At 34.4% G+C, this 15,155-nt stretch carries 14 protein-coding genes and 2 rRNA genes; 6 read left to right on the top strand and 10 right to left on the bottom strand.

Annotated elements, in window-relative coordinates; translation table 11 throughout:
• Positions 1 to 15 precede the first annotated feature (15 nt).
• Positions 16 to 1,095, bottom strand: a complete 1,080-nt coding sequence (locus tag IC220_RS00190; RefSeq protein ID WP_188152631.1) for a methyltransferase domain-containing protein — start codon at positions 1,093 to 1,095, stop codon at positions 16 to 18.
• A gap of 298 nt (positions 1,096 to 1,393) precedes the next feature.
• On the opposite strand from IC220_RS00190, the gene IC220_RS00195 reads away from it, so the two are divergent.
• Positions 1,394 to 4,182, top strand: a 23S ribosomal RNA gene (locus IC220_RS00195).
• A gap of 55 nt (positions 4,183 to 4,237) precedes the next feature.
• Positions 4,238 to 4,344, top strand: a 5S ribosomal RNA gene (rrf, locus tag IC220_RS00200).
• Positions 4,345 to 4,390: 46 nt separating this feature from the next.
• Here the strand turns inward: rrf and IC220_RS00205 are convergent.
• From IC220_RS00205 to rpmH, 3 genes are all read right to left on the bottom strand, one after another.
• The gene (locus IC220_RS00205; protein ID WP_188152602.1) at positions 4,391 to 4,678 is read right to left on the bottom strand and encodes a hypothetical protein; all 288 of its coding nucleotides are present in this window, start codon (positions 4,676 to 4,678) and stop codon (positions 4,391 to 4,393) included.
• A gap of 82 nt (positions 4,679 to 4,760) precedes the next feature.
• Positions 4,761 to 5,117: a ribonuclease P protein component gene (gene rnpA / locus IC220_RS00210; RefSeq protein ID WP_188152632.1), complete on the bottom strand. Its 357-nt coding sequence runs from the start codon at positions 5,115 to 5,117 to the stop codon at positions 4,761 to 4,763.
• A complete protein-coding gene (gene rpmH / locus IC220_RS00215; protein ID WP_188152603.1) occupies positions 5,101 to 5,235 on the bottom strand; it encodes a 50S ribosomal protein L34 in 135 nt (44 codons plus the stop codon). Before rpmH ends, rnpA begins: the two co-directional genes overlap by 17 nt.
• A gap of 84 nt (positions 5,236 to 5,319) precedes the next feature.
• Between rpmH and pstC the strand changes: the two genes are divergently transcribed.
• The 3 genes from pstC (at position 5,320) to IC220_RS00230 (ending at position 8,182) form a co-directional block, all read left to right on the top strand.
• The gene (gene pstC / locus IC220_RS00220; protein WP_223158712.1) at positions 5,320 to 6,423 is read left to right on the top strand and encodes a phosphate ABC transporter permease subunit PstC; all 1,104 of its coding nucleotides are present in this window, start codon (positions 5,320 to 5,322) and stop codon (positions 6,421 to 6,423) included.
• Between the two features lie 62 nt (positions 6,424 to 6,485).
• On the top strand, positions 6,486 to 7,925 hold the full coding sequence (gene atpD / locus IC220_RS00225) for a F0F1 ATP synthase subunit beta (RefSeq protein WP_188152605.1): 1,440 nt from the start codon (positions 6,486 to 6,488) through the stop codon (positions 7,923 to 7,925).
• Complete coding sequence (locus IC220_RS00230; RefSeq protein WP_188152606.1) at positions 7,922 to 8,182, top strand: F0F1 ATP synthase subunit epsilon; 261 nt, start codon at positions 7,922 to 7,924, stop codon at positions 8,180 to 8,182. Before atpD ends, IC220_RS00230 begins: the two co-directional genes overlap by 4 nt.
• A gap of 43 nt (positions 8,183 to 8,225) precedes the next feature.
• Here IC220_RS00230 and pheT read toward each other — a convergent pair whose 3' ends face one another.
• Together pheT and dprA are read right to left on the bottom strand one after the other, a co-directional pair.
• Entirely contained in the window at positions 8,226 to 10,547 is a 2,322-nt protein-coding gene (pheT, locus tag IC220_RS00235; protein ID WP_188152607.1) for a phenylalanine--tRNA ligase subunit beta, read from the bottom strand.
• Positions 10,548 to 10,626: 79 nt separating this feature from the next.
• The gene (gene dprA, locus IC220_RS00240) at positions 10,627 to 11,733 is read right to left on the bottom strand and encodes a DNA-processing protein DprA (RefSeq protein WP_188152608.1); all 1,107 of its coding nucleotides are present in this window, start codon (positions 11,731 to 11,733) and stop codon (positions 10,627 to 10,629) included.
• A 164-nt stretch (positions 11,734 to 11,897) separates the two neighbouring features.
• On the opposite strand from dprA, the gene IC220_RS00245 reads away from it, so the two are divergent.
• Positions 11,898 to 12,293 (top strand): ferredoxin family protein, encoded by a 396-nt coding sequence (locus tag IC220_RS00245; protein ID WP_188152609.1) that lies wholly within the window; start codon positions 11,898 to 11,900, stop codon positions 12,291 to 12,293.
• Here the strand turns inward: IC220_RS00245 and trpS are convergent.
• Genes trpS through rpsP form a run of 4 tightly spaced genes read right to left on the bottom strand, consistent with a single transcriptional unit; the run spans position 12,287 to position 15,154 of the window.
• Positions 12,287 to 13,276, bottom strand: coding sequence for a tryptophan--tRNA ligase (trpS, locus tag IC220_RS00250; protein WP_188152610.1), 990 nt, complete (start codon positions 13,274 to 13,276; stop codon positions 12,287 to 12,289). The genes IC220_RS00245 and trpS overlap by 7 nt on opposite strands.
• A gap of 3 nt (positions 13,277 to 13,279) precedes the next feature.
• Complete coding sequence (locus IC220_RS00255) at positions 13,280 to 13,831, bottom strand: nucleotide exchange factor GrpE (RefSeq protein ID WP_188152611.1); 552 nt, start codon at positions 13,829 to 13,831, stop codon at positions 13,280 to 13,282.
• A 55-nt stretch (positions 13,832 to 13,886) separates the two neighbouring features.
• Complete coding sequence (locus IC220_RS00260; protein WP_188152612.1) at positions 13,887 to 14,855, bottom strand: polyprenyl synthetase family protein; 969 nt, start codon at positions 14,853 to 14,855, stop codon at positions 13,887 to 13,889.
• A 23-nt stretch (positions 14,856 to 14,878) separates the two neighbouring features.
• Complete coding sequence (gene rpsP / locus IC220_RS00265; protein ID WP_188152613.1) at positions 14,879 to 15,154, bottom strand: 30S ribosomal protein S16; 276 nt, start codon at positions 15,152 to 15,154, stop codon at positions 14,879 to 14,881.
• Position 15,155 lies beyond the last annotated feature (1 nt).

Below are 15,155 nucleotides of genomic sequence, written 5' to 3' on the forward strand. Positions count from 1 at the left end.
TAATGGTAATGCTTTTTAATCTTTAATTAAAGTCTCTGAATTTTTTTGTTGATGTTGTAATACAAATAAAATACCGTCAACCTGACTTCCATATATCTTACAGTAACTGATATAACTTATTTGCATATTTATTTCTTGTGCAACATGTTTAACATAGCTTTCTGAGTGACGGAAGTAATCTCCTCTATTTACAAAATCAACTTCATCACCTTCCTTTCTTCTTACTAAACATACGATAGCTCCTTTTTTACTTATAAATTTTTTTACCAGTTCTAATTGGAATTTTTGTGAATAATGCATGACTTCAGCAAAAATAATAACATCATATTTATGTTTTTTTTCTTTCTTAAGAAAATCAGTTATTTCCATATGAATTAATTCATTGTAAACTGCTTTTCCCTTTATGAAACATCCCCTTGCAATATTTAGCATCCTATTTGAAATGTCAATTCCTGTAATATGACTTCCAACATTGTGTATCTTTAAAAAATGACCACATATTCCGGTGCCACAACCAAGATCTAGTATGTTGAGTTTAGAGTTACAATCGTTGTTAAAAATTTTTGTGATTGCCATGTATATAAGTTCATGTCCTCTATATTGTTTAGCAATCAACCAATGTTCAACAAAGTATTCACCTGTGTAATCGAAGTATTGCTTGATAAGATTTTTAGGTATTTCTTGAATTAGTGTTGGATTTGTCATTTTTTTTATATAGTAAGATGCTTCTTCATGGGTGCTATCCAACTTCAGTGTTTTTGCAAAGTAATGGTAGGCTTTGTTTATGTTGCCTGTTGCAAAATGACATCTTCCTATATTATACCAAACTATAGGTGAGTTTGCACGAAATATACCAATCACCCAAAACCGCAGCTTAGCGTCTGATATGTTACCCTTATAAAAATGATATAGACCTATTTCAACATTAGTATCTAAGAGATTTTTAGACTTTTCACAAAGTATTGTTATTTCTTCATGGAAGGAGTTACACTTATTTACAAAAAAATATAAAATCCTCCTAATATTGAATACACCAATGAGTTTACGCATAAAACTTAAAATTGCATTCCTTATAAGGGACATACTGTTTTTCATATTTCTAGATACTCCATCATTTTCATACAAATTGATTTTTAATCAAAATATTTTTTCATTAATTTTTACTTTATATTGCATGTTTATTTAGATTACTTACCACAGAATTATTAGTATATTAATGTTGTCAGCATAAGTAAATGTTTTGTGCATAAAAAAATATTGACACACTGTTTTTTGTTTTATACCATTGAGAAAGTAAGTTTTTGATGTTTGACAAGTTTTATGGTAGAGATTAATTTAATCTCAGTTCAATTTTTTTAATATTTAACTCTACATATTCTGCATATAGTCAGGTAAATAAATTATTAAGAGCACTTGATGGATGCCTTGGCGTTAAGAGGCGATGAAGGACGTGGCAGGCTGCGATAAGCTGCGGGGAATTGTCAACAAGTTTTGATCCGCAGATTTCCGAATGGGGAAACCCAACTAGTTTAGCTAGTTATTATACATTGAATAAATGTATAAAGCAAACTTGGTGAACTGAAATATCTAAGTAGCCAAAGGAAAAGAAATCAAAAGAGATTCTGTTAGTAGTGACGAGCGAACGCGGAAAAGGCTAGTGATTTAAAAATAAGAATTAAAATACTCTGGAAATAGTAACCATAGAAGGTGATAGTCCTGTATAAGTAGAAAGTTTTTAAATCCTCGAGTAGGGCGGGACACGTGAAATCCTGTTTGAACATGGGGGGACCATCCTCCAAGCCTAAATACTCCTTAACGACCGATAGTGAACGAGTACCGTGAGGGAAAGGTGAAAAGAACCCCGGGAGGGGAGTGAAATAGATCCTGAAATCAAGTGCTTACAAACAGTTGGAGCTCTATATTTTTCTACAAGAGCAATCTTGTATTGAGTTTATATTAGAGTGACAGCGTACCTTTTGCATAATGGGTCAGCGAGTTAATCTATGAAGCAAGCTTAAGCCGTTAGGTGTAGGCATAGCGAAAGCAAGTCTTAATAGGGCGTTTAGTTTTATGGATTAGACCCGAAACCAAGTGATCTAGTCATGACCAGATTGAAGGTGTGGTAAAACACACTGGAGGATCGAACCAGTTAATGTTGCAACATTATTGGATGAGTTGTGATTAGGGGTGAAAGGCCAATCAAACTTGGAAATAGCTGGTTCTCCGCGAAATCTATTTAGGTAGAGCGTTGTATGTATGTTGTTGGGGGTAGAGCACTGGATAGACTAGGGGGATTCACCGTCTTACCAAATCTAACCAAACTCCGAATACCAACAATTAATTATACAGCAGACACACTGCGGGTGCTAAGTCCGTGGTGGAAAGGGAAACAACCCAGATCACTATCTAAGGTCCCAAAATTACAGCTAAGTGGGGAAGGAAGTAGAAAAACCATTACAGCTAGGAGGTTGGCTTGGAAGCAGCCATCCTTTAAAGAAAGCGTAACAGCTCACTTGTCTAAATAAGTTTTTCTGCGCTGAAAATGTACCGGGGCTAAAGCTGTATACCGAAGATGTGAGCGCCTATTGATCAAGATCAATAGGCGCGGTAGCGGAGCGTTCCGTAAGTCTGTGAAGGTAGTTTGAGAAGACTGCTCGAGATATCGGAAGTGAGAATGCTGACATAAGTAGCGTAAAAGAGTGTGAAAAACACTCTCACCAAAAATCTAAGGTTTCCTACGTTAAGTTAATCTGCGTAGGGTTAGTCGGTTCCTAAGGCGAGTCCGTAAAGGAGTAGTCGATGGCAATTAGGTTAATATTCCTAAACCTCTTAAGTGTGACGGGTTTCGTATTTGTATAGGTCTTATTGGATTGACTTATGCTTAAAAGAAGCTCCAGGAAATAGCACTTATATTTATGAGGCCGTACCGTAAACCGACACTGGTGGATGAGTAGAGTATACTAAGGTGTTGAAAGAATGATGTTGAAGGAACTCGGCAAATTATACCTGTAACTTCGGAAGAAGGGTAACCTGCTTTTAGGCAACTATTGGTAGGTGGCACAAAATAGGGAGTAGCGACTGTTTACTAAAAACACAGGACTCTGCAAACACGTAAGTGGAAGTATAGGGTCTGACGCCTGCCCGGTGCTGGAAGGTTAATAGGAAGGGTGCAAGCTCTGAATTGAAGCCCCAGTAAACGGCGGCCGTAACACTGACGGTCCTAAGGTAGCGAAATTCCTTGTCGGGTAAGTTCCGACCCGCACGAATGGCGTAACGATTTCTCCACTGTCTCCAACATCAATTCAGCGAAATTGAATTCCCCGTGCAGATGCGGGGTACCCGCGGTTAGACGAAGAGACCCCGTGCACCTTTACTATAGCTTTACATTGCTGTTAAAAGTGTGATGTGCAGGATAGGTGGGAAGCTTTGAAGTTATGGCGCTAGCTATAATGGAGCTGTCATTGAGATACCACCCTTCACACTTTTGATATCTAACTATGTTTCATTATCTGGAACTAGGACATTGTATGGTGGGTAGTTTGACTGGGGCGGTCGCCTCCTAAAAAGTAACGGAGGCGTGCGAAGGTAAGCTAGAGCTGGTCGGAAATCAGCTTAATAGTATAATGGCATAAGCTTGCCTGACTGCAAGGCTGACAAGCCAAGCAGAGACGAAAGTCGGTCATAGTGATCCGGTGATTCTGTATGGAAGGGTCATCGCTCAACGGATAAAAGGTACGCCGGGGATAACAGGCTGATGGTGTTCAAGCGTTCATAGCGACGACACCGTTTGGCACCTCGATGTCGACTCATCACATCCTGGGGCTGGAGAAGGTCCCAAGGGTTCGGCTGTTCGCCGATTAAAGTGATACGTGAGTTGGGTTTAGAACGTCGTGAGACAGTTCGGTTTCTATCTGCCGTGGGTGAAGGAAATTTGAGAAGGTCTGACTCTAGTACGAGAGGACCGAGATGGATATACCTCTGGTGTACCAGCTGTTATGCCAATAGCATCGCTGGGTAGCTATGTATAGATGGGATAATTGCTGAAAGCATATAAGCAAGAAACCCTCTTCAAAAAGATTTCCCAATTAAGGCCGTGGAAGACTACCACGTTGATAGGCTAGGTGTGTAAGCATGGTAACATGTTAAGCTAACTAGTACTAATAGCCTGATTGATTTATTTGCTTGATATATGTGTATATGTAGTGTTAAATATTAAATTAAAGAAAGTTTTTATTGACTTGGTGGCTATAGCAAAGATGAAACACCCGATCTCATCTCGAACTCGGAAGTGAAACTTTTTAGCGCTGATGGTACTTGAAAAGGGAGAGTAGGTCGCTGCCAAGTTTATAAAAACTTTCTTTATTTCATTTTAAAACTTCACATAAAAATCTTAACTACGTTGTCTTTGCTTTTTTTCTTGTGCAATAATAGTATTTACTTTTAAGGGTGTACCCTTTTGAGTAAGTGCATGGGAAGGCTGTACTTGTGTCATTGATGTAGCATCTGTAGACTGATGTAAGATATGGCCTGCACTTAATTCTACTTCTGTCTTTTTCTTTAAAGAATCATAGACAAGCTTTTTTGTTTGTGCCAGTGTTGATGTTACATCTCTTCTCAAACTGCATCTAAGCGTTTGTTGTTCTTTAAATTCTTTCCTTGTAAATTTTTCCCCTGCCATTAAACACCCATTAATCTATTTTAAAAACTTTACTTATGTTATCATAATCAAAGCAGTTGTAAATACCTTTTGAGAAATTTTTTTACTTTATTTTTTTAAGGCAAATAGTTAGATCTTTTTGTAAATTATGATAATTTGTTTGGGTAATGCTCTTGTGAGTTAATATTATGTAATAATACCCTATATTGCTTATATTTAATATTGTTTTGGTAAGCATGCGAAGTTGTCTTTTTATTTTATTTCTTTTTGTTGCTTTTCCCATTTTTTTACCAACAGCTAAACCTACTCTAATTGTATCAGTGTACTTTTTAGATTCTATTTCTTTTATCGCATACAATGACATATAAAACCCACGATAGAAAGAACTACTAGGTATCAGTTTCTTTTTAAATGCTAGAGAAAAATCTTTTTTTTTATGCTTATTATGCGCATAGTTTATTACACCCTAATGAGCGACGTCTGTTTAGAATTTTTCTTCCAGCTCTTGTTTCCATACGTGTACGAAACCCATGCCTACGTTTTCTGATTAAATTTTTTGGTTGAAATGTTCTCTTCATTGTTTTTATATTAATATAATAGTTATTTTAGATTATTTTACTTTATTGTCAAACAATGGTTAATTTATATAGTACTATTGTAAGATGAAATTTGATGAATTTATTTTTAACGTGAAACCAGTTTTACTCATATTTGCGCTGCTTACTCTTTTATTCTGCTTTAGGGATGAATTTCAAAAGATGAGTAAGGTAAAATCTTATTTATATCTTAGTTGTTTATGGATATTAATTTGTTTATTAATTTTCTGTAATAATTATCTTGTAATTATAGCATTATTTCTTTTTTTACTTTCTTTTATTTTTAAAAATAAAAAATATAAAATAGCAAAATTTATACTATTTATAGCTTTAGCTATATCGGTTTTTATTACCTTATTTATAATGTTATCTATCTTTATTCAGTCTATTAGTTTTTTTGATAAAGTAGCTGTTTCAGAATTTTTGTTTTGTTTGAAGTGGGATCACAATGTAACTAGTGAAGAGAAATCAGGGTGTTTTGGTATGGCACCACTTTTAGTTGGCACGTTGCTTATAACCATTGTGGCAATGTTGGTTGTTATTCCATTAGGTTTATTTGCTGCAATATATATCAGTGAATATGCTAATAAAAAAATGCGTTATATAATTAATACAACTTTACAGATTTTATCTGCTATTCCTACAGTCGTGTACGGATATTTTTCAATAGTTTTTTTATCCTTTGCTGTCAAGCAAGCAGTAGGTTTATTTGGTTTGAATATAAATTCAGAAAGTGCTTTAGTTGCGGGTCTGTCGATTGGAATTATGATTCTTCCTTTTTTTATTTCTTTATTAGAAGATGCAATAAGGTCTGTTCCGAAAAGTCTGCGTTATGGCTTCATGGCGTTAGGTGCAACTCCAGCAGAGACTATATGGCATATAGTGATACCTTATGCAATGCCTACAATTTTAAGTGCGGTTTTATTATCCATTTCTAGAGCTGTAGGTGAAACTATGATTGTATTAATGGCTGTTGGAATTAATGCAAATTTGACTTTCAATCCTCTACGTTCGGTTACTACTATTACTGTACAAATTGCGACATTGCTTACTGGAGATCAGGATTTTAGTAGTGCACATACTTTGGCTGCATATGCACTTAGTTTAGTGTTATTTATTATTACATGGGTATTGAACGCATTTGCACTGTTTATAATCAGGCGTAATTAGCAAATAATGTTGCAAAATCCTTATGAATAATATAGAATTTATTTTTTAAAGAGTTTTTTGTAGTGTCAAGCGGTAAAAATACAAAGTTAAATATAGGGAAAGTAATAAAAATAACTCAAGCAGTTATTGATTTAAGATTTGAAGGTGAACTACCTAAGATATTTAATGCTTTAAAAAGTAATTTGAAATATAAGGGTAAGGAATTAATTTTAGAAGTTTCACAACATGTAGGTGATAATGTGGTGCGTTGCATTGCGATGGATAGTACAAATGGTGTATCGAGAAACGATGAATTTGTGGATACAGGTGCTCCGATATCAGTACCGATTGGACGTGCAACTTTAGGCAGAATTTTTAATGTTGTTGGAGAGCTCATAGATGAGCGTGGCCCACTGAATGGGGAATTTATCTTAGAACCTATACACAGGGACCCACCAAGTTTTACTGAACAAAAGATACAGGAAGAAGTTTTAGTTACGGGAATAAAAGTTATAGATCTTCTTGCACCTTACCTCAAAGGAGGCAAAATTGGTCTGTTTGGTGGTGCTGGAGTTGGTAAAACTGTTTTAATAATGGAATTAATTAACAACATAGCAAAGGCTCATAAAGGGTTTTCTGTGTTTGCAGGAGTAGGGGAGAGGACTCGTGAAGGTAATGATCTTTATCATGAGATGATTACTTCAAATGTAATAAATATAGATGAGTATGAAAAATCTCAAGCTGTTCTGGTATATGGTCAAATGAATGAACCTCCTGGAGCAAGAGCTAGGGTTGCTTTAACAGCACTTACTATGGCGGAGTATTTCCGTGATCGTGAAAGTCAAGATGTATTGTTTTTTGTGGATAATATCTTTAGGTTTACTCAAGCTGGTTCTGAAGTTTCTGCATTGCTTGGAAGAATACCATCAGCTGTTGGTTATCAACCAACGTTGGCAACTGATATGGGTATGATGCAAGAAAGGATAGCTTCGACTACTTCAGGCTCTATAACTTCTGTTCAAGCTATATATGTTCCTGCAGATGATTTAACTGATCCAGCTCCAGCAACTACTTTCTCTCACCTTGATGCTACTACGGTGTTGTCGAGGCAGATAGCTGAAATGGGAATATATCCTGCTGTTGATCCACTTGATTCAACTTCTCAATCTTTGTCACCTGAGATAATTGGTGAGGAACATTATAAGGTTGCTTCTGAAGTGAAGCGTATATTGCAGACTTACAAATCTTTGCAAGACATTATTGCTATACTTGGTATGGATGAGTTGTCTGATGAGGATAAAATTATTGTTGATAGGGCGCGTAAGATTCAAAAATTCCTTTCTCAACCTTTTCATGTTGCAGAAGTATTTACTGGTATGCCTGGCAAGTTTGTTTCACTTGCTGATACTGTTTCTAGTTTTAAGGGTATTATTGAAGGTAAATATGATCATTTGCCAGAAGCTGCGTTTTATATGGTAGGAAATATAGATGAAGCAATTCAAAAAGCAAAAGAGTTAATATGAATGCTTTTAAAGTAAAGTTTTTTTCTCCTGATAATTATATTTCATTTGATAGAGTGTTATCTGTTTTAGTAAATGGAATGGAAGGCAAGCTTATGATTCAAGCTAATCATGCACCTTATTTAATTTGTATACTATCTGGTGAAGTGGTTGTAAAAATGAATAACCAAAAAGAAGAAAAATTTATGATAGATCGTGGTATGTTAGAAATTGCAGATAATAATTGTAGCATTGTCACAAGTGAATTTCGGGTGATTTAAAAATACTTTATTTTGCTGCTTTGTACTAAATCTTTTAGGTCTATTATCTAATAATACCTCCAGTACTTTCACACACTAAATCAACTATTGCTTTGGACTCCTTTTGAATTTCCTCCTCAGTGAGGGTATGAGTTGGGGAGCAAAAAGTAACCGATAGTGCTATAGACATTTTATTAGGCTCTATATTACTTCCATGATATATATCAAACACTAGAACCTCTATAATGAGCTCTGAACTTTTCTTTACTGTGTTGATTATGTTGCCTATTTTTACCTCTTTATCTATTATGAACGCAAAATCGCGTTTGACATTTTGGTACTTATAATCAACAAATTTTTCTTTATTAATATGTAAGTTTTGTATGTTTTCTAAAATTACTTCAAAGCCTACAACTTTCTTCTTGATTTCAAAAAAATCTATTACACTTGGGTGTAACTCTCCAAAATAGCCTACTATCTTATTTTTAAAGGAGAAAGCACCTGATTTTCCTGGATGATAATATTTTTTGTCTGTTTTTTCTATTGTTAATTTGTCACAATTGATATTGAAAAATTCTAAAATCGACATAAAATCAGCCTTTGCATCAAAAACATCTATTTCTCTATCAATATTATAATGGCTTTTTGATAAGTTATTTCCTGATCTTATTCCACTTAAAACATACTTAGGTTGACTTAAAACATCCTTATTTTCATATGTGGGTCCAATTTCAAAAATCATGAGATCAGATGAGCCACGCACAACGTTATCAGCTGCAACTTGCAGTAAGTTTGGTATTATACTTGGCCTCATTATATTAAAATTACTATTAAATGGATTTTCAATAGTAAATAGCTTGTCCGCGTATCCAAACCTTTCGGCTATTGAACTGCTCATAAATGACCAAGTAAGTACTTCACAGAATCCTCTGCTTGACAGTAAAATACGTAAATTATCATATACACTAATTATAACTTCAGCGTTGCTAGTTAGTTGCTCTTCTTTTATCTTCTCGTAGCCATATATTCTTACAACTTCTTCAACTAGATCGACAGGCATGGTAACATCTGGTCTCCAGCTTGGAACTCGAACATTCCAGTTGTCTTTTTCAACTTTAAATCCTAATCTTGTTAAGATGTTGAATATTTCATCAGGAGATATTATCACACTTCCAAGTTTACTGACATCTTGATAGTTAAAGTCAATGTAATGGTCTTTCTTTTCTAAACTACCGGCAGATACTATATCTGAAGCTGCACCACCACATAAATCTATAATCATTTTAGTTGCAAGATCAAGTCCAGCGGTAACAAAGCCTGGATCAACTGATCTTGCAAACCTATAGCTAGAGTCTGTTGAGATGTTTAGTTGCCTTGAAATGGAAACCGGATCAAACCATGCAGATTCTAAAAAGATATTAGTAGTTTCAAGGGTACATTCGCTGTGCTTTCCGCCTATGACTCCAGCAATCGCATGGATACTCTGATTATCAGAAATAACATTTATATCACTATCAAGTAAATATTCTTTCCCATTTAAAGCAGTAAAGACCTCCTTATTGCCTGCTTTCCTTACTGTAAGTTTTTTATCTATTTTGTCTGCATCATATGCATGCATTGGGCGACCAAAGGATATCATAATGTAATTAGTGATATCAACTATTGTGGAAATAGAACGAATTCCTATTGATTCTAGTCTATCTTTTAACCATTTTGGACTTTTTTTATTTTTTACATTGGCAAGATACCTGCCACTGATGAAACTTTGTCCGTCAGTTACTTCAACATCGATCGATGAATTTATAGAACTAGTGATTTGTGGAATACTTACAATTTTCAGTTCACCGATTCCAGTTGCAGCTAAATCTCGAGCTATTCCATAGATGCTCAAACAATCTCCACGATTTGGGGTGATATTAACATCGATTACAGAATCACAATTAAAAAACTTGCTTCCCACTGTGTAATCATCGGAAAGTTCTATTATTCCTTCACTCTCCTCTTGAGTTAGTGCCAATTCGGAAGCGGAGCAGAGCATTCCTTCACTTAATACACCACGTATTTTTGTGGGTTTAATTGTAAAGTTACTTTCCGGCAGTGTACTACCTACTGATGCAAGCACTGTTTTCATATTATTTCTAACGTTATTTGCTCCACAAACTATTTGCAGAATTTTACTTCCGTCATTCACTTGACATAATTTTAATTTATCAGCGTTTGGATGCGATTTAACTTCTGATACTTCTGCAACAACAAACTTAGCTAACGTTGAATTATCCACAACATTTTCTACTTCTAACCCTATGTGAGTTAACTTCTCAGTGATTTCTTCTAAATTAGCATCTGTTTGTAAATATTCTAACAACCAAGATAATGTAAATTTCATGAACCTTTAAAGAAATAAAAGATTATTGTAATATAAAACATGATAATTTTAAAGATCATTATTCCTCCTAAGGAAGGAATCACCCAGCATCAAAGATTAGTGATATTTTATTTCCTGGTGAACGCTCTATTTTATTTTCCAGTTCTAGTTCTAAAAGAGCCATTAAAGCCGTATTGGCAGATAGTCCACTTGCTAATATAAGTTCATCTACATCAATAGGTACGGAGTTGATATAATCAACAATTACTGACTTTGCTTGTTGTAATTTCTCTTGCTTGATATCTTTTTTACTTAGATCCAAAGCCTGAGTGTCAAAAAAACTTTTTTGATGTGGAGGTAAGTTAAATTTAATGCTTTCTATTATATCATCAGCGGATTCAATAAGTTTAGCGCCATTTTTAATTAAATAGTTACTTCCGCCATAGCGTGAATCTAAAGGGAAACCAGGAACTGCAAAAACGTCTCTTCCTTGATTTAAAGCAAAATTTGCAGTTGTCAAAGAACCAGAATGTTTCGATGCTTCAACTACCACGACACCCAATGATAAACCAGATATAATGCGATTTCTTTGAGGAAAATATTGTGGTTTAGGTTGAGTAGCAAGTGGCAGTTCAGTAATTACTAATCCTCCGTTTTCGATGATTTTTTTATATAAAGCTAAATTCTCTTTTGGATATACTATATCAATTCCACTTGCCATAACGGCAATTGTTGGGTGATTTTTATATATCACACTATTTGCTGCAGTATCAATTCCTTTTGCAAGTCCAGAAACAGTTACAAAACCAGCTTCACTTAGATCAAGTGCCAGCTTATTGGCAAAATTTCGACCATTTATTGAAGAGTTACGCCCACCAATGACTGCAATAATCTCACGATTTAATAATGATATATCACCTAGTACAGTGATTATAGGTGGACAATCTAATATATTTCTTAAAAAATCAGGATAATTTGGATCACATGCAGGTATAATTTTAGCTCCTATTTTCTCTGTGTGATCGATTTCCTTCTGTGCATCTTGAATTCCATATACTTTTTTATTATCTAGTCTGCTAAAGTATTCAAATGCATTGTTCAGTGACCCGGAAGCTCTTAGCAAATTAAAAAATTTTGTAGGTCCAACAGTTCTTGCTAAGCTTACCCATATTGCCAGTTCTTTATTGTTTAGTTTATTTATCTTCATAAAAGAATTCATCTCTATTAATACAACCTATAGTTTAGTATAAAAATATTTAATAAAGTATTAATATCTAAATTATAATATATATTAATAAATATTTCATCAGAAGACTTGAATTATTCATCAGTTTAGTGTACCTAAATATTATACAAATATATATATCTTTTATGACACATTTTGTTACAGATAAATGCATAAAATGCAAATATACAGATTGTGTAGAAGTGTGCCCTGTTGATTGTTTTTATGAAGGTAAAAATATGCTTGTGATCAATCCAGATGAATGTATTGATTGTGGGGTATGCATACCGGAGTGTCCAGTAGATGCAATTGTTACTGACGATTCTACAAAAGACATTCAAGACTTAGGTGATGAGCTACTTACCAGTGAACAAAAAACTTTTAGGTTATTTTATAATATCAATGCAGAGTATTCAAAAAAATGGCCGCAGATTACAGCTAAAAAGCAACCCTTAGATACAGCGGAAGAATATAAGGAAAAGAAAGATAAATCAATACATTTTAATGAGAATGTAGAACAATCTAATGCAGATGATTACTGAACAAAGCCTATAATGTCCTTGATTTCTTTTATATTTCTGGTGGCGATTTCTGCTGCTCTTTTTGTGCCTTTTTCGAGTATTTTGTGTAAGTAACACCTGTCTTCCAGCAGATTATGCATCTTTTCACGTATAGGTGACAAAACACTGATAATTAGATCAGCCAATTCTTTTTTGAAGTATTCCATGTTATGCTTATTCATTTGTTCGCACACTTCGTCTATATCGATATTACTAAGCAATGAATAAATACTGACCATGTTACATATCTCTGGCCGATCTGTTAAATCAAAACCTGTGATTAAGTCTGTTTTTGCTTTTTTTACCTTACTAGAAATGTAGTCATTTGAATCATCAAGATTAATGCGTGAATAATCAGAAGTATCAGACTTACTCATCTTTTTTGTACCGTCTCTCAAGCTCATTATCCTCAACAAACTACTTGTAGTGAGGGTGTCAGGTAAAACAAAATAATCTTGTTTGTAGTGATTATTAAAAGCTGATGCAATATCACGTGTAATTTCCAGGTGTTGCTTTTGGTCGTCACCAACAGGAACATATTTGGTTTTATAGAGCAAAATATCTGCAGCCATAAGTACTGGATAACTATATAGCCCTAAAGAGGATTTATTCTTATCACCAGCAGCTTTGTCTTTAAATTGAGTCATGCGGTTAAGCCAACCAATCGGTGTGTAACAACCAAGTAACCAGCTCAATTCGGCATGGCTACTAACTGTAGATTGATTAAAAATAATGGCTTTTTCAGGGTTGATTCCACATGCAACGTAAGCTGCCACCATTTTCAAAATGTTACTTTTCAACTCACTTGCAGGAAGCTTATTAGCTGTAATTGCATGCATATCAACAATGCAAAAAAGAGATTTATATTTACTCTGTAAGTCTACCCACTGCTTAATTGCACCAAGATAATTACCTAAATGTATTGTTCCACTTGGCTGAATACCTGAAAAAACAATCTCTCGCATTGCTTAATTGTTATCTGATTTTTTAGAGATAATTACCATTGCAGGGCGAAGTAATCTCTTTTTTATTGTGTAACCAGTTTGTAAAACTTCTATTATAGTACCAGGCTCCTTTTCGTTATCCTCTTTTTCTATAACGGCTTGATGTAAGTTGCTGTCAAAAGGCTCGCCAAGTGGACTTATTTCTTCTATCTCATGTTTTCTTAAATCGTTCATAATTTTTTGATGAGCTACCTTAACTCCTTCATGAACAGGGTCTCCATCTTGCAAATTTTCTATTGCTCTCTTTAAATTATCGCATGAATCAATCATATCACGTGCAAAACTCGTCATAGAATAATCTCCTGCATCTTTAACTTGTTTTTGCATTATACGTTTGATATTTTCATTGTCTGCGATAGCACGACGCAGATGATCCTCAAGTTGAGCTGCGCGTTCTTTTAATATGTTCAATTCTTCGTTTAAGTCACCTATTTGCTCATTATTATCTGGTGGACTATTAACTTTTTGCTTATTGACCATATTAACAAATTTCTTCTTTTTTTCTTGCTCTGACATATTACTTCTCTTAAGAACCTACATAAATATATAGCGATTAATCTAAAAATATCAACTACATTTGTCTTTCTATGCTTGAATTTAAAAAGTCAATTAAAATGCTTTTATAAACAGAATCAGCAAAGGTGCTTATATTACTTTTTGCAATGTTAATATAGTGTTTCGCTTTTTCTATGGAAAGCCGAATGGCGTTATGCTTTTCTATGTAATGCAAAGCTTGATCAAAATCATGCTCGTTGGAAGAAAAACATTTTTGCCAAAATTCTTGCTCTTTTGGACTACCTTGCTCATATGCTATAATTACAGGTAATGTTACTCTGCCACCAAGAAAGTCCTTTCCTGTTTGCTTTCCGGAAATACTGCGATTAGCAATATAATCTAGTACATCATCAATTATCTGAAATGCTATACCAAAATTGAAACCAAAGTCCTTCAATTTCGTTATCTCATTGTCTGTTGCACCAGACACAACAGAGGCAGCTTCACAGCATGCAGAAAATAAAGATGCTGTCTTTTTCTCAATAATATAAAAATAATTTTGCCTCATTATTTTGGGATCAAATTGTGTACTCATTTGCTTTATTTCACCATTTACAAGTGAATACGATGCTTCAGATAAAATGGATAAAATATTTAAATTTCCACATTCTATAAGCCACCTAAATGCCATGGTTAATAATAGATCACCAACCAAAATGCTCAACTTATTTCCCCATATTTTATTTGTTGTTTCAATTCCATGACGTACGTCACTTTCATCCAGCACATCGTCATGAAGTAAGGTAGCATTGTGTATAAACTCTACAGCAGCAGCAACGTTAATCTTATTTTCTCCTGAATAGTTTAGCATCTTGCATATTATAAAAATAAGTTTAGGTCTTATTTTCTTTCCACCTGATTTTATTAGGTTCGAGATAATATTAGTAGCAAGTGAAACTTGTTTATTGCTGATATCAATATTATTAAGGATAAAATCTTCCATTATGAGCAAATCGGAAGATGTAGTGCTATCTAGATTCTGCATAAATTAGCATCGAGAAATTTTTCTTATACCTTATTCTCTTCTGCTTCTGAATGTATTATACCCTTTTTAATAAACCATAAAACTCTATCAGTTGCTTGTGCACCCACACTTAACCAATATTTTAACCTGTCAGCTTTTACTACAACGCGATTCTTGTTATCCTTCGGCAACATAGGATCATACTGTCCTATTCTCTCAATAAAACGTCCATCTCTTGGTGCTCGTGAGTCAGCAACAACAATTCTATAAAAAGGACGCTTTTTTGCTCCAAACCTTGCCAATCTTATTTTAACTGCCATG

The sequence above is a fragment of the Wolbachia endosymbiont of Pentalonia nigronervosa genome, assembly GCF_014534705.1.
In the GTDB taxonomy this organism is placed as follows: Bacteria; Pseudomonadota; Alphaproteobacteria; order Rickettsiales; family Anaplasmataceae; genus Wolbachia.